Genomic DNA, 15,606 nt, shown 5'->3' with positions numbered 1-15,606 from the left:
AAAACCGGCGCCCTAAAACAATATGCCCGCACGTGCACATTAATACCTTTTGCGCTGCCGGATGGGCGGGATGCCCAGCTCATCCCGGTACTTGGCCACCGTCCGGCGGGAGATGCGGATGCCCCGCTGGTGAAATGTTTCGGCCAGCTTTTGATCATTCAGGGGTGTCTTGGGGTTCTCCGCAGCCACCATTTCCTGCAGCATCTTTTTGATGCTTTCCGCCGAGGTCATGGTGCCGGCATCATTGTTCACACCCGAAGAAAAGAAATATTTCATTTCAAACACCCCTTGCGGGGTTTGTATATACTTGTTTGAAGTGGCCCGGCTGACGGTGGATTCATGCACCCCGACCATTTCCGCCACCTGTTTCAAATTAAGCGGCTTCAGGTATTTCACCCCGTGATCCAGGAAATCACGCTGCAGTTGCACCAGGCAGTTGGCCACCTTGTACAGGGTCAGGCGGCGCTGCTCGATGCTGCGGATCAGCCAGGCGGCGGCGTTCAGCTTGCTTTCCACAAAGCGGCGGGTTTCGTTGTCGCAATGACTGTCCTTGTTCAGCACGGAACGGTAGGTGGTGTTGATGCTGATCCGGGGTACTGAAACGTCGTTGACCAGAATGATATATTCCCCCTCCACCTTTTCCAGCACAATGTCCGGCACCACGTAACGCACATCGTTGGCACTGCTGAAATTGCGTCCCGGCTTGGGATCCAGGGTTTTAATCAGATCGGCCACCCGCTGTATTTCCTGAACGTTTACCCCCAATTGCTGCGCCATGCGGCCAAACTTGCCCTTGGCCAGGTCCAGCAGGTGATCCCGGATCACCTGCCGGAGCAGGCGGTCCTCAATCCCCAACTGGTCAACTTGAATCAACAGGCATTCCTGCAATGTGCGGGCGCCCACCCCCGGCGGATCGAAAGTCTGGATGATTTTAAGCACATCCTCCACCGCCCCGGGATGTTCGCCCAGATAGGCGGCGGCATCCTCCACGCTGGTGCGCAGGTAACCGTGCTCATCCATGTTACCGATCAGATACTCCCCGATGGCCATCGCCCGTGGATCGCAGTTGCTCAGGTGCAGTTGAAACAACAGGTGCTCCGTCAGGGTGGGTGCCTGGCTTAAAAAGTTTTCGTAGGTATAGGCTGCCGGCTCGGGGTTTTTTTCCCTTCTCGGCATACCCAGATCACTGCTGTCCTGAAAGTACTCCTCCCAGTCCACGTCATATTCCCGCTTCGGCTCCTCCGCTGCCTCTTCCGCCTGCGCCGTGTCCCCGGCCTGTTCGCCGTCCCGTTCCGGCTCGTCATCCTTCAGTTCAAGCAGGGGGTTTTCTTCAAGCTGCTTTTGGATATACATACTCAACTCCAGGGAGGACAGTTGCAGCACCGTAATGGCCTGGCGCAACTCCGGAGTCATGACCAGTTTTTGAGTCTGTTCCACATTCAGACCGTAGCCCAGGCGCACCGGTATCACTCCTTACCCGTGTGCTTCGAAGCACAACTCTTATATTATTTTATTCTCTTACCGCCTTTACTTTTCCTGCACGATTCCCTTTGTTCGCACCATATTCACCAGGTAATTACTTCAATACCGCTCCCCGGCCGACCGGCACCGGCTCCAGAGACAGGCGAAAAGCAGCCCGGACAAGACCGCCGCCGTAATTGCCGCCGCCGTTTCCTGACCGGCGGCGAACAGGTAGGGATGCAGTCCAGCCCCGTAATCCAGCGCATCGTTCAAAAACATCCAGCCGCCGGTGAAAAGCGCCACCGGCGCGCCCCAGCGCACCCGGCGCAAATAGACAAAACCCTGGGCGGCCATGCCCAGATGAGAAAACCAGAGCATGGATTCGGTGGGCGCCGGCTGCCCGCCCAACCACCAGAACTGGCTGATCACCACCACCGCCCACAGGCCGTACTTGATCGAGGCGGTACAGGCCACGGCACGCAACAGCGTGCTTTTGAACCCGGCCAGCGACCCGGCCAGGGCCAGGGCGAACAGGGTGGTGGCCAGCGGGCTGTCCGGCACGAAAAGCCAGGCGTAAAAGGGGGTGGCAGCCAGCTGTTCATGATACCAGTAAAATCCGTAAACCGATCCCAGCAGGTTGATAATCAACAGCGGCCGGACAAAGCGGGCCTGCCACGGATCACGCCAGAATTCCCGCCACAAAGGCCACAGGGTTGCCGCAAAAGCGGTTTGCACCCCCCCGCGTGGGGCCGGTGCGCCAATCCCCGCGGCGTCCTTCCCGGCGCCCGGCTTCCGGCAATCTTTTTCTGTCAGAAAAACCGCCGCCCTTCCGCTTCTAATCTGGTTTTTTCCGGCCTCCGGCTTCCGATCCCCGCCGGAAGCCGCCGGTTTCCGCCACACCGCTCAATCTTGTTTCCTCCGGCTTCCGGCCTCTGACCTCTGACTTCTGATCCTCGCCGGCACACCTGCCGCCAGCACACCCGGCGGCACGTCCCGGTTGACCAGGGAACCGGCCGCCACCGTGGCGCCGTCACCGATGCGCACCCCGGCCAGAATGGTACAGTTGGCCCCGATGAGCACCCCGGCGCCGATTTCCACCCGGCCGGTGCGGTATTCGGGTACCAGAAACTCATGGCAGAGAATGGTGGTGTTGTAACCAATAATGCTGTTCTCGCCGATGGAAATAAACTGCGGGAAAAACACATCCAGCATGACCATCAGACCCACCGAGGCGTGGCGGCCCACCCGCATGCCCAGCAGGCGCCGGTAGAGGCAGTTTTTCAATTCCAGAAAGGGCAGGAAGCGGCAAAAGGTGATCACGATGAAATGATAAACCACCCGCCAGGGGGGTACCAACCGCCACCAGAGTTGCATGGAATTGCGCCCCGGCGGCGCCGGGTGGCTCTCCAGGCGCCGGGGAACTTCCGCAGGTTTGTCCAATGGAACCGGATGCTCCTTTTTGCCACAAATGTCCCGCTTTACGCAATAAACGGCACGGATTGCCGGGAAATGACTTTTCACGGTTCAAAACAACGCCTCGCCGGACGGGGGTGCGCCATGCTCAAACCGGCGCGTCCCCCGCTCTTTCGGGTCCGGTTTGATCCTTGTTTTGCAACCGGGCGGCAATTTCCGCCAGCTTGCGCATACGGTGGTTGACGCCGGACTTGCCCACCCGGGGTTGCAGCAATTCGCCCAGTTCCCGCAAACTGGCGTCCGGATGCTGCAGGCGCGCTTCGGCCACCTGGCGCAGTCCGGGGGATAACCTGTCCAGGCCCATGGTGCCGGCAATCAGGCGGATGTTTTCCACCTGCTGCATGGCCGCGTCCACCGTTTTGTTCAAATTGGCCGTTTCACAATTGACCAGGCGGTTGACCTGGTTGCGCACATCCTTGTATACGCGCACGTTTTCAAAATCGAGCAGCGCGGTGTGGGCGCCCATGATGTTCAGGCAATCCACAATTTGCGCGCTGTCTTTCAGGTAAACCACGAACCAGTTTTTACGCGCGCTTACCCGGGCGCTCATGCCTTCCCGGCACATTAAACGGCAGATATCCCGGGCATGATGGCGGTTGTTGGTAATGATCTCCAGGTGATAGGTCCCTTCCGGATTGTTCACCGACCCGCCGCCCAGGAAAACTCCGCGCAGGTACGCCCGGCGGCAGCATTCCCGGTGGATCAACTCTTGTTTTATACCCGGACATAAATTATCCCGTCCGTCCACCATGCCCAGGCGGCGTAAAATCTCCCCGGTGCCGGCGCCGGGGGGCACCCGGACCAGATAAACATTATTTTTACGCAGGCGCATCTTGCGCTGGACCAGCACCTCCGCCTGCACACCGAAAAGCTGCTTGAGCAGGGAGAAAATCTTCCGGGCCACGGCGGCATTTTCAGTCACTACAGCCAGGGCAAGCTGATGCCGGCCGCTGATCTGCAGACTGCCGTCCATTTTGACCAGGGCGGCCAGTTCGGCCAACCGGCAACATTCCCGTTCCCCCACCAGCCGGGCAAGCTCGTTTTTGGTTACAGCCGAAAAAGACAAAATAATTCACCACTTTAAAACAGGAACGGCCTCCGGACCCGGGACCGCCCGGCGGTTGAAGCCGAAACCGCCACAACCTTTCACAGCCGCCTGCCGCGACGCGTCCGGCGGCAAATGGAACACCGCTGTCTCAAAAACATTATATCACAACCTGCAGCGCGTAACAAAACAGCACCGCTTCAAACGGTGCCGGGGCATCAAAAAAAGCAGTCGCGGTCTTACCCGCGGCAGGACTTATTCATAGTATAATGCCAAAACGGGCTGCAGCCGGTGCCTGCAACGGCTTATCCGTCATACCGGGGCCGGCGGGCACCGGAACCATCCGGCGAAGACCGGATACCTTTACAGCGGCCACAAGTACCTGCCCACCATCATGTGCCAACGGCACAGATACTGTCAGGCCGCCCGCCCCCCGGCCGGATGTGCCGGGCTGTGCACCACCCGGTAATACCGGAGCAGTTCGCCGGCAAACTTGTCCAAGTCATAACTGCCCATGATCCGCACCCGTTTTAACAGCCAGGGATCACTGCCCGGACCGGCAATACCCTGCACAGTGGTTACAGCGGCCAGGTAGCCGCTGTCCCGGACCATCTGCGCCACCCGGGAGTTGAAGCTGCCGTAGGGATAGGAAAAAACGCGCACCGGCCGGCCCAGATGTTTTTCCAATACCATCCGGCTCTGCCGGATCTGGCGCCACGCCTCGGCCGGCGGAATCTGCGCCAGATGTGGATGATCCAGGGTATGGGAGCCGATGGTGATGCCGGCGGCGGCCATTTGTCCCAGCTCCGCCCAACTGGCCATCCGGTTCACGGGCTGCAAGTGCGCCCGCACGTCAAAGGAATTGATCCCGCCCACGGTATCGGCAACCACGAAGATGGTGGCCGTAAAGTGATACTTTTTTAAAATGGGGAAGGCATAAGTGAAGTTATCCCGGTAGCCGTCATCAAAGGTGATCACCACCGGGCGGGCGGGAAGCGGCTTCCCGGTCCGGTAATGCTCCACCACATCGGTCAGGGAGACGGTGTGAAAACCGTTTTGATGCAAATAGGCCATTTCACGGTCAAACTTGTCCGGCGGCACCCGCAGCCCCAGTCCGCCCACCCGTGGATCCGGGTTCACTTTGTGAAACATCAGTATGGGCACCTGATTACTGTGCTCAATTGCGGCGGGCACAACGGGCAGCAAGGCTTCCGCCAGGGAATTTTCCGCATTGCGCACCCCCAGGAAAACCGCCAGGCTCAGAAAACAGATACTTGCCGCGGCTATAACGGTCAATCTGAACATTATTTTTCCCCCATCAAATAACTTTGCCGGACAATATCATGCCGGAACACCGCCTCATAAAAAGGCGGCGTATTAAATTGATCATAGCATGCCCGCGGTCCGGCCGGCAACGCTGAAAATGCGGGCGGCAACGCAAAAAAGCCGCCGGCGGAGGCGGCCTTTTCATCATCCGGGACATCCACCGGGCTTATGTGCCCACGCTCTTCCGGCCGGACGTCCGGTTGCCGGAAACAGTCAGGCCGCGGACACGTTCCACTTTCCTTTCCGTCAGCACCAGTTCCATAATCAACCGGGCCAGCTTATCCGGATGGTGACGCACCACGTTGCTTTCCTGGACCAGGTTGCCGGCCGCCACCTGTACGCCCAGGTTTTCGATCGCTTCCCGGTCGACTGTCACCGGCACCGCACCTTCCCGGCGGTAGCGGGAACGTAACCGGGCCGGTATTTCCTCCTGGTTGACCACCATGCAATCCACCACCGGCCCGGCGTGGGACAAGATAGCCTGCAGGTGCTGACTGGCCGTATAGCCGTCGGTCTCACCGGGCTGGGTCATCACATTGCAGACGTAAATTTTAACCGCCCGGGAGCGGTCTAGCGCACCGGCGATACCGCGCACCAGCAGGTTGGGCAAAATGCTGGTATACAGGCTGCCCGGCCCCAGCACCACCGCGTCGGCCTCCCGGATCGCCTCCAGTGCTTCCGGCAGGGGGAAGCACTCGCCCGGTTTCAGAAAAACACGCTTGATCCGCCGGCGGCAGAGGGGAATGCAAGACTCCCCGTAAACCAGTGTGCCGTCGCACAATTCCGCTCCCAGCATCACATCCTGCAGGGTGGCCGGCAGCACACGGCCCCGGATGGCCAGCACCTTGCTCAGTCCCTCCACCGCCTCGTGAAAACCGCCAGCCACGTCGTTCAAGGCGGCCAGCAAAAGGTTGCCCAGGTTGTGTCCCTGCAGCTCGCCGGAGGTGAAGCGGTACTGGAGCAGTTCCTCCATTAACGGTTCCTTGTCCGCCAGGGCCACCAGACAGTTGCGGATGTCCCCCGGCGGCAGCATGCCGTAATCGCCCCGCAGGCGGCCGGAACTGCCTCCGTCGTCCGCCACTGAAACAATGGCTGTCAGATTGCTGGTGTATTGCTTCAAGCCGCGCAGCAGCACGGACAGGCCGGTACCGCCGCCGATGACCACAATGCGCGGTCCGCGGCGCAAAAACTGGCGGGTGTAAAGAATGTCCACCAGCCGGTACTGGTCCTCCGGGGCCAGCGCCGTGACCACTGAACGGAAGGCCCGCAGGATGCCGAAAACCAGCGCCGGCAGGCCCAAACCGAGAAAAACCAGGCCTCCCGCCCAGGCGCGGTCGGCACCGAAAACTTCCCCGCTCCAGGTAAGTAAAAAAACTTGATGATCGCCCAATAAAGCCCGGGCCAGCAGGGCTATGCCGGCCGCGGCCAGCAACAGCCCGCCCAGGGCCAGGGCCAGCCAGCGTTTGAAGTGCAACCCCGGATAAAGCCACTTGAGCAGGTCCATCCGATTCACCCCTGTTTGGTGGAAATGTCCCGGTGCCGGACCGTCGTCCGGTAGCCTTTTGCCGCCAGGTAATCGCCCAGCCGGCGGGCCAGCGCCACCGAGCGGTGCTGCCCGCCGGTACAGCCGATGGCAATGGTCAATGTTGTTTTCCCTTCCTGAACGTATTGGGGAATCAGGAAGTCAATGAACTGGAAAAACCTTTCCATAAATTCGCCGGTCAGCGGCGAACGGCAGATAAAGTCCTGCACCGGCCGGTCTTCACCGGTCAGGGGGCGCAACACCGGGTCATAATGCGGATTGGGCAGGAAACGGACGTCAAAAACCAGGTCGCTGTCTAGCGGAATGCCAAACTTGTAACCGAAGGAAACCACTGTAATCCGCAAAGCCGCCGTCCCGGCGCCGTCACCGAACAGGGAGGCCAGCTCTTCTTTCAGCTGGTGCGTGCTCATATGAGACGTATCAATAATTTTATGCGCCCGGCCGCGCAGTTCCCGCAACCTGCCCCGCTCCTCCCGGATGCCCTGCAGCACCTGGCCGTCCATGCTCAGAGGATGGCTGCGCCGGGACTCCTTAAAGCGGTGTACCAGCGTTTCATCCGAGGCCTCCAGGAACAGAATCTCATATCCGATACCCTGCCGGTCCAAATCGGCCAGTACCTCAAAAAGGGCGTCAAAAAACTCACCGCCCCGGATATCCACCACCAGTGCTATTTTATTAATCCCCCGGGAAGATTGTGCGCACAACTCGGCAAACTTGGGAATCAGGGTCGGGGGCAGGTTGTCCACACAAAAAAAGCCCAGGTCTTCCAGGCTGCGCACGGCCTGGGTCTTACCGGCGCCGGACAACCCGGTGACTATCACGAGCCTGGATAAAGGCATACAATCATCCCCAGTAAAAATTACATCCGGGTTGGAAATCTTTTGCCGCCCCGGCATCAGCGGCACGGCCAACTAGTCAACAAAAGGATTAAAACAGCCCGGAAGGCCCCTCTTGGTCACTCCGCTTCCGTTCGCCTCCACGTCTAATATGTTCTGCATCCGGCGCCGGTTCCCTGCCGGAAAACGGCGCCGGCCCAATTAATGTTTTATCCTGAAGCATACCTTTTCCGTTTTTGTACCGCAGCGGCACCGCGGCGTTTTGACCGTGTTTTTGCCGTCTGCCGCCGGCAGCCCCGGGCACCCGGGACCTTACTGTTCCGCCAGGCGCGCCTTCAACTGGTCGATCACCTTCACCGGACCGGGATCGATGCCGTAGAGCAGGGCCAGATAGACGCTGGCGTAGTCGCCGGGGTAAATCAGGGAATACAGGCGGGCCAGATCACCATTCCCGGTAGCCTCTATCTCATCCATGCCGGCCACCGCCCCGCCCATAATTTCCCTGGTGATGGCGTACCGTTTTTGCACCCGCGGGTGATCCTGAGTATCCCGTAAAATCACGATATATAACTGGCGCAACAATTCCTCCGGTTTTTGGAAACCGACCAGCTCATTGTGGTTCAGCTCCGGGAAAACGTTCCAGTATGCCGGCGCTTTGGCATTTTCATTCACCTGGCCCTTCCAGCGCTGGGCGACCACTTCACTGGTGCCGGAAGCACCCCAGATCACCGGAATGCGTTGGAAGAAATTGATCGCCACCTGCTTGGCCCGGTTTTCCGCCAGGGGCGTCTCCGGTTTGAGCTGCTCCCGCATAGCCTGCAGATGCCGGCTCAATTCCGCCACCTGCTCATCCAGGGGCTCCAGCAGGCCTAATTTTTGCAAAACAGCCAGCGTGGGCAGGAACAGGTAGCCGGTGGCCGCCCGGGGGGAGATACCGCCGGGCACGGTGATCACCGGCACGCCGTCCTTCTCCGCCATTGCTTTAAGTTTGCCGCCGGTGGTCAGGGCGATGATCTGCGCCCCTTTCTCCCGTGCCTCCCGGTAGGCGCTCAGGGTTTCCTCGGTGTTCCCCGAATAACTGGTGGCAAAAAGCAGTGTTTGCGGCCCCACAAATTTGGGCAGCACGTAATCACGGTTGACCGTCACGGGCACCGGCAGGCGCTTGCCGGCAAAGATCCGCAACAAATCACCGCCAATGGCCGACCCGCCCAGTCCGGTGACCATCACCTGGCGGATTTCAGCCCGGGCGGAAACAGTAAGGGCCATGCCCAGTTCCCAGGCCCGGATGCATTGTTCGGGCAGTCCGGACAGGGCATCAAACATGTGCATGGAATCAGCGCCGTAAAGTGCCCGCTGGTCGTCCAATAAATGCTGGGTCAATCTGAACACACTCCTTGGCTAAAGATTATCGCATCCCGGCCGTCATTGCTTGCCGCCGGGGGAAAGCCTGCCATTCCTGAAACGACGCTTCATACCGCCCGGCCCGGACGGGAACCGGCCGATCTCCCCGGCCGGCCGTAAAACAGGATTCTTCCAACGGAAAGTTCACTGCTGCGAACCACCCGCCCCTTCCGGTTTGATTTCCAGCACATCCTCGACATAAGCGCGTAAAACCTCGGCCACCCCCCAGGCCTGCGCAATGGCGCCACGGGGAATAACCGGCTCATTGCCGTCAAATATCTCGGAAATGAATCCGGTACCGTGATCGCGTAGATGATCCCGGAAGGGGGAGAGCAAACGGGCCGCCTGCAGCCGGCTGGCCGTGGAATAATTGTGCACCCGGCGGAAAGCGGTGACAAAAGGACCGATCAACCAGCTCCAGACGGTACCCTGGTGATAAGCCCCGTCCCGCTGCACCCGGTCGCCGCTGTAGACGCCCCGGTAGGCGGGGTCGCCGGGGGACAGGCTGCGCAGGCCGTAGGTGGCGTACAGTTCCTGCCACACCCGGCGGAGCACCTGCCGGCCCTGTTCCCGGTCCAGCATGGTATAAGGCAGGCTCAAGGCAATGATCTGGTTCGGCCGCAGCGAAGCATCCGCACCACCGTCAACGATCACGTCATAAAGGTAATTCCCGCCGGCAAACCAGAACTGGCGCCGGAAGCTGTCCCGGACCCGTCCGGGCAGATCCTGGTAAGGGAACTCATCTTCATAGCGGACGGCCAGTTCACGCATGATACACAGGGCATTGTACCACAGGGCGTTGATTTCCACCGGCTTGCCGTGGCGGGGCGTGACCACCCACTGATCTACCTTGGCGTCCATCCAGGTCAGTTGCACCCCGGGTGAACCGGCGGTCAGCAACCCGTCGGCATCCATTTTAATATTAAACCGGGTGCCTTCCACATGCCGGCGGATAATTTCCTTCAGCACGGGATAGATTTCTCCACGTACAAAAGAGTAATCGCCCGTGTACTGCAGATATTTCCACACCGCCTGAAAATACCACAAGGAGGCGTCCGCCGTATTATACAGCGGTTCGCCGTCCGCGTCGGGAAACATGTTCGGCAACAGCCCGTCCTTGCAATAGCGGGCGAAGGTGAACAATATTTCCCGTGCGTCCTCGAAGCGTCTGGTGACCAGCGTCAGCCCGGGCAGGGCGATCATGGTGTCCCGGCCCCAGTCGTTGAACCAGTGATAGCCGGCAATGATGCTTTTAGCCCCGGTCGAGTCACGGCGCACGATAAAGGCGTCCGCCGCCTGCACCAGCCGGCGGGCCAGACCGTCCCGGTACCCGGCACGCTCCACCAGTTCCTGCAGGCGCCGGTTTTCCATCTCCTGCAATGCCGGTCCGTCCAGGGTAAAAACATCTTCCACGGTGGCGATAAAGGTGACTGTCGTCTCCTGACCGGCAGCCAGCGGCACAGTGAATTGACCCGGAATAAAATGATCTTCCAGAGCGCTTTCACCCCGCTCGCTTTCCGCGGCGTAATACATGTTATAGAACCAGTCTTCTCCCGCACTGAAATCCCCGGCGCTGCTGACCAGACGCAGGGGCGGCACGCCGGAAGCGTTCCGGATATTCGTGCCATGGGCGATCTTTTCCTGGGTGAAGGAAACCTGTCCTTTGCGGGTGGTCCAGTGAAAATCACGGCAGTTGACCAGGGGGGTCAACCGGAGCAGCGCCGCTTCTGCACCATTATGGATGCGGTAAACGATCACAGTGGTGTTTTCACCGTAAACCATGAAAACCTGTTTTTGCAAAATGATGTCGGCAAAGCTGTAAATAAAAGTGGGGAAACTGTCCAGCAATACCTGTTGCAGGTGCACAAAGCCAAACTCGGTAACGCCGCGGTCTGTCTGATTGGTGGCCAGATTGTAAACGCGCCCGGCCGTTTCGACGCGTTCCTCCAGTTTGGCCAGCAACAACGTGCGCCGGACCGGCGGCTGCAGGGAAGCGACCAGCAGCCCGTGATACTTGCGGGTATTGGCGCCAATGATGGTCGCCGAAGCGTATCCCCCCAGGCCGTTGGTAACCAGCCACTCTTTTTCGGCACCCCGTTCGAAACTGCGCCATTCCCCCTTGCCAAATCGCAAAACGCCCACCCCTCGCTTACCTTTGCCGGCTATCTGCAGGAACCTCCCTATATCATAATCCGCAGGCCAACCTCTTATGCGAATCGGAATAGTCCCACCTGGTTTCCCCGCTGCCGGATTTACGGCATAAGAGTATACATTACCCGTATTACGGGTTCCCGGCGGACACAACCGGCATCCGTTTGGCTCCGGAATTGTTTACCGCAGGCCGGCCGTTATCCGTCCGGTTCCGGGGAAAAACGATTAGCGCAGCCTGTTTCCGCTTGTCCCGGCGTAAACGGCCGGTCCACCCTCCCGCAATACCGGTGTGCCGCTTAACTATCCCGTCCCCGTACAACGCAAGGCCAGAGCCACCGCACCCAGCACCCCCGACCGGCTGCCCAGGGCGGCCGGCGCCAGGCGTACACCGCCGAGGGGATGGGACAGGGCACGTCTTTGCAACTCATCCTCCATGGCCTGCCACAATAAACGGCCGGCCTGCATGGCGCCGCCGCCCAGTACGACCAGCCCGGGGTTGAGCAGGTTGACCAGGTTGGCCACACCGCAACCCAGCACCCGCCCGGCCGCCGTCAGGATGCCGGACGCTTCGGCGTCGCCGGCGGCGGCCGCCGCAGCCACCGTCTCGGCGGAAACAGCCCGGCCGCCGGCCGCCGCCAGGATAGCCGCCCCCCCGCCGGCATCCACCAGTTCCCGGGCCGCCCGGGCGATGGCCGTCCCCGAAGCCAATGCTTCCAGACAGCCGCGGTTGCCGCAGCTGCACAACGGGCCGTCCGGATCCACCGTCATATGGCCGATCTCCCCCGCCCCGCCGCCGGCGCCGTGATAGAGCCGCCCGCCGAAAATCAGCCCGCCGCCGATGCCGGTGCTGACAGTAATATAAACCATGTCGTCCTCTCCCCGGCCGGCTCCGTACACGTATTCGCCCAGCGCGGCCAGGTTGGCGTCATTATCCACCGCTACCGGCAGTTGCAGCGCGTCTTCCAGTAAAGCCTTCAGCGGCACGTCGTGCCAGCCCAGGTTGGGTGCCTGGTGAACAATGCCCCGGACGGGATCCAGGGGACCGGGTGCACCGGCCCCCAGCGCACAGATGTCACCGGCATCGATGCCGGAGCGGTGCCGCACTTCCTCAACGGTTTGAACAATCCGGGCAATCACATTTTCCGGTGCGTGTTCCCCGGTCGGCACTTTGACCGCGGACAGTACCCGGCCGCTGTGATCGGCCAGGGCGGTATAGATTTTAGTGCCGCCCAGATCCACGCCAAGCACAAGGTTATGTTCTTGCTCCGGCAAACTTGCCACCCCCCCCATAAACCAGCAGCCGCGCACAAAACAACAAACAGCAGCGGTGGAACGGCCCGGCGCATATGCAGACGTTTTGACAATATAGTGGCTTTTTTCCGGGTTCAAGCTTGTTTTACAGGATCCATTTCGCCAATATAGTACAAAATTCCTGCTCTGTATAAAATTTTAAGTTGCGCCAATAAACTTTTCCACCACCCGGGCCACCCCGCCGTCTTCATTGGAGGCGGTGACGAAAGCGGCCCGGGCGCGGATTTCCGGCCGGGCGTTGGCCACCGCCACACCCAGACCGGCCCAGTCGATCATTTCCAGATCGTTGTAACTGTCCCCGACGGCAATTACCTCTTCCCGGCGCAGGCCGTAGCACGCGGCCACCGCCGCCAGGGCATGCCCCTTGTCCGCCCGGGGGTGGGAGAATTCCAGAAAGCGCGGCTTTGATTTGGTCACATGCAGGCGGCCCTCATAAAGCGGCTGCATTTCCGCTAGCAGGCGGTTGATCTCCTCCTCCCCGGCAATGGCCAGCACTTTGGTCGGATCCCGCCCGGTTTTTTGCAAAAACGGCCCCAGCGGTCCCACCGCCCGCGCCTCCACCCGGGAAATGGAGGCGTAAAGCCGGCTTTCCGGCGTATGCCCGGCCACGTACAATTCATCATCCAGGTAAACATTCAAATGGAAACCGCGCGCCGCCAGCCGGCCGACGATTTCCAACGCCAGCGCCAAAGGCACCGGCCGGTGCAGGAGCACCCGCCCGGTGCGCGGATGTTTGACCAGGGCGCCCTGGTAGGTGATCACCGGCGCGTCGATGGCTAGTTCCTCAACGAAAGGCAGGGTGGCGCGGTACATGCGCCCGGTGGCCAGGGTGACCACCACCCCGGCGCGGCGCGCCCGTTCCAGCGCCCGCCGGTCCTCTTCACGTACACGTAAACTGTTGTCTAATAAAGTATCGTCCAGATCCATGGCCAGTAAACGGTAGTTCAAAAATAATTCCTCCCCCGGGACAGCATCGCTAATCCTTTTCACCGTGCAGGAAACGGTGTACCGCTTCCGCCGCCGGGCGGTTCATGCCCGGCACGGCGGCCAGCTCCTCCAGTGCGGCCCGGCTCATCGCCTCCAGGGAGGGATAGGCCCGCAACAGCGCCCGCCGGCGGGCGGGGCCGACGCCGGCCACCTCGTCCAGCAGGGACTTGAGGTTACGTTTGGTGCGCAACTGGCGGTGATATGTGACGGCGAAGCGGTGCGCCTCATCCCGCAGGCGCTGCACCAGATGCAGCGCCTGCGATTCCGGGGGCAGGCGGACCGGTTCGCTGCGGTCTTCGGCGAAAAGCAGTTCTTCTTCCTTGGCCAAACCGAAGGCGGGAATATGGTCAAAGCCCAGTTCGCGCATCACCGCCCGGGCCGCCGACAGCTGGCCCTTGCCCCCGTCGATGATCACCAGGCCGGGCAGGCGGTGGAATTTGGCTTCTTTAGATGACAACTGACCCGTATTGATCAGTTCGCGCTCCTCCCGGGCGCGGGAAAAACGGCGGCGTAACACCTCCTGCAGGGAGGCGTAATCATCCGGCCCCTTCACCGTGCGGATCTTGAAGCGGCGGTACTGGTCCCTGGCCGGCCGCCCCGCCTCGAAGACCACCATGGAACCGACGCTCTCGCTGCCCTGGGTATTGGAAATATCGTAGCATTCCATCCGCTCGGGCACATTGTCCAGCCCCAGGGCGCGGGCCAGTTCCGCCGGCGCCTGCTCCGCCCGTGCCCCGGCCAGGCGGTTCAGTTGCGCTTCCTGCAGGGCCAGCAGGGCGTTTTTGCCGGCCATTTCCACCAGCTTCTTTTTCTCCCCCCGCTGCGGCACATTAATATGCACCCGGCCGCCCCGGCGGCCGGACAGCCACTGTTCAACCGCCGGCAGCTCTTCCGCTTCCATTTCGGATAAAACTATTTCCGGGGGCACAAAATCAGCCCGGTGGTAATACTGCTTGACAAAGGCGGCCACCACCTCGCCCCGTTCCATGCCCTCCGTACCGGACAACAAAAAGTGCTCCCGGCCCAGCAATTTGCCGCCGCGCACAAAAAACACCATCAGCGAGCTTTCGCCGCCGTCCCTGGCCAGGGCCACCACATCCCGGTCGCCGGCGCCGGAAGAAACAATTTTCTGGCTTTCCAGCACCCGCTCCACCGCCCGGATCTGGTCGCGCAGACGGGCGGCGCGCTCGAATGCCAGCTGATCCGCCGCTTCTTCCATCTGCTTTTTCAGACTCTTGAGCAAATCTTCGTGCCTGCCCTCCAGGAACAGGCAGATCTCCCGGATCAGCCCCCGGTATTCATCCCGGGTGATCATGCCGGCACAGGGGGCCGGGCAGCGGCCGATGTGGTGGTTCAAGCAGGCGCGACGGACTCCGGAACCTCCGGTCCGGCCGCCGACCGGCTTCGATTGCGGCACCGCTGAAACGGCGCCGGCGCTTCCGGCCCGGACCAATCCTTCCGCCGGCGCACCATTCTTTCCGGCCCCGGCATCCCTCTCCGGCTCACCCGGCGCCGCCAGCTTCTGCTTGCAGGTACGGAAGGGAAAAAGCTGACGCAGCAGCTTCAACGTCTCGTGTACCGCCCCGACCATGGTGTAGGGGCCGAAATAACGGGAACCGTCCCGCACCACCCGGCGGGTGATGAAAATCCGGGGGAAATCCTCGGCCAGGGTTACTTTGAGGTAGGGGTAGCTCTTGTCGTCTTTCAAATAAATATTATAGCGGGGGCGGTGTTCCTTGATCAGGTTCGATTCCAGGATCAGCGCCTCCACCTCGTTGTCGGTGACAATATATTCAAAGTCCGCCGCCCGGTTCATCAGGGAACGCACTTTGACGCTCTGACGGGCACCGGACTGGAAATAGGAACGCACCCGGTTTTTCAGGGAAACGGCCTTGCCCACGTAAATGATCTCCCCGCCCGCATCGTGAAAGATATAGACTCCGGGCCGGTCGGGCAGATGCTGCAATTTTTCCTCCGCCGTCACGGCAAAACTTCACCTTCCATCCAAATTCAATCCGCCCCGGCACCGGGCGCAAACCATCCGCCGCCAGCCGGGCGGCCTTAAATTATGC

General features: G+C 60.7%; 12 protein-coding genes. All 12 read right to left on the bottom strand.

Features of this window, described 5'->3' with window-relative positions:
• Positions 1 to 39: 39 nt before the first annotated feature.
• Entirely contained in the window at positions 40 to 1,461 is a 1,422-nt protein-coding gene (gene rpoN, locus A6M21_RS14775) for an RNA polymerase factor sigma-54 (protein WP_066670377.1), read from the bottom strand.
• A 120-nt stretch (positions 1,462 to 1,581) separates the two neighbouring features.
• Positions 1,582 to 2,196, bottom strand: a complete 615-nt coding sequence (locus A6M21_RS14770) for a DUF1405 domain-containing protein (RefSeq protein ID WP_242868865.1) — start codon at positions 2,194 to 2,196, stop codon at positions 1,582 to 1,584.
• Positions 2,197 to 2,364: 168 nt separating this feature from the next.
• Complete coding sequence (locus A6M21_RS14765) at positions 2,365 to 2,901, bottom strand: acyltransferase (RefSeq protein WP_242868864.1); 537 nt, start codon at positions 2,899 to 2,901, stop codon at positions 2,365 to 2,367.
• Between the two features lie 121 nt (positions 2,902 to 3,022).
• The gene (whiA, locus tag A6M21_RS14760; RefSeq protein WP_066670283.1) at positions 3,023 to 4,000 is read right to left on the bottom strand and encodes a DNA-binding protein WhiA; all 978 of its coding nucleotides are present in this window, start codon (positions 3,998 to 4,000) and stop codon (positions 3,023 to 3,025) included.
• Between the two features lie 396 nt (positions 4,001 to 4,396).
• The gene (locus A6M21_RS14750) at positions 4,397 to 5,284 is read right to left on the bottom strand and encodes a polysaccharide deacetylase family protein (RefSeq protein WP_066670274.1); all 888 of its coding nucleotides are present in this window, start codon (positions 5,282 to 5,284) and stop codon (positions 4,397 to 4,399) included.
• 187 nt (positions 5,285 to 5,471) lie between these two features.
• Positions 5,472 to 6,809: a gluconeogenesis factor YvcK family protein gene (locus tag A6M21_RS14740; RefSeq protein WP_066670270.1), complete on the bottom strand. Its 1,338-nt coding sequence runs from the start codon at positions 6,807 to 6,809 to the stop codon at positions 5,472 to 5,474.
• A 5-nt stretch (positions 6,810 to 6,814) separates the two neighbouring features.
• A complete protein-coding gene (gene rapZ / locus A6M21_RS14735; protein ID WP_066670371.1) occupies positions 6,815 to 7,687 on the bottom strand; it encodes an RNase adapter RapZ in 873 nt (290 codons plus the stop codon).
• Between the two features lie 309 nt (positions 7,688 to 7,996).
• Positions 7,997 to 9,073 carry a bifunctional phosphoglucose/phosphomannose isomerase gene (locus A6M21_RS14725; protein ID WP_242868863.1) on the bottom strand — a complete coding sequence of 359 codons (1,077 nt, stop codon included), beginning with the start codon at positions 9,071 to 9,073 and terminating at the stop codon, positions 7,997 to 7,999.
• Between the two features lie 156 nt (positions 9,074 to 9,229).
• Positions 9,230 to 11,218 (bottom strand): amylo-alpha-1,6-glucosidase, encoded by a 1,989-nt coding sequence (locus A6M21_RS14720; protein WP_066670366.1) that lies wholly within the window; start codon positions 11,216 to 11,218, stop codon positions 9,230 to 9,232.
• Positions 11,219 to 11,536: 318 nt separating this feature from the next.
• Positions 11,537 to 12,508 (bottom strand): ROK family protein, encoded by a 972-nt coding sequence (locus A6M21_RS14710; RefSeq protein ID WP_242868862.1) that lies wholly within the window; start codon positions 12,506 to 12,508, stop codon positions 11,537 to 11,539.
• 177 nt (positions 12,509 to 12,685) lie between these two features.
• Positions 12,686 to 13,495 (bottom strand): Cof-type HAD-IIB family hydrolase, encoded by an 810-nt coding sequence (locus tag A6M21_RS14705; RefSeq protein WP_345788108.1) that lies wholly within the window; start codon positions 13,493 to 13,495, stop codon positions 12,686 to 12,688.
• A gap of 28 nt (positions 13,496 to 13,523) precedes the next feature.
• Positions 13,524 to 15,518, bottom strand: coding sequence for an excinuclease ABC subunit UvrC (uvrC, locus tag A6M21_RS14700; RefSeq protein ID WP_066670261.1), 1,995 nt, complete (start codon positions 15,516 to 15,518; stop codon positions 13,524 to 13,526).
• Positions 15,519 to 15,606 lie beyond the last annotated feature (88 nt).

It is taken from the genome of Desulfotomaculum copahuensis (assembly GCF_001655685.1).
GTDB classification, from domain to species: Bacteria; Bacillota; Desulfotomaculia; order Desulfotomaculales; family Desulfovirgulaceae; genus Desulfotomaculum_G; species Desulfotomaculum_G copahuensis.
The sequence above is the reverse complement of the archived record's forward strand: the minus strand, read 5'-3'. Positions and strand labels throughout refer to the sequence as shown.

Excerpts from the sequence above, each read along its gene's own strand:
- A6M21_RS14750 (WP_066670274.1), bottom strand. The coding sequence starts at position 5,284 with ATGTTCAGATTGACCGTTATAGCCGCGGCAAGTATCTGTTTTCTGAGC.
- A6M21_RS14740 (WP_066670270.1), bottom strand. The coding sequence starts at position 6,809 with ATGGACCTGCTCAAGTGGCTTTATCCGGGGTTGCACTTCAAACGCTGG.
- rapZ (WP_066670371.1), bottom strand. The coding sequence starts at position 7,687 with ATGCCTTTATCCAGGCTCGTGATAGTCACCGGGTTGTCCGGCGCCGGT.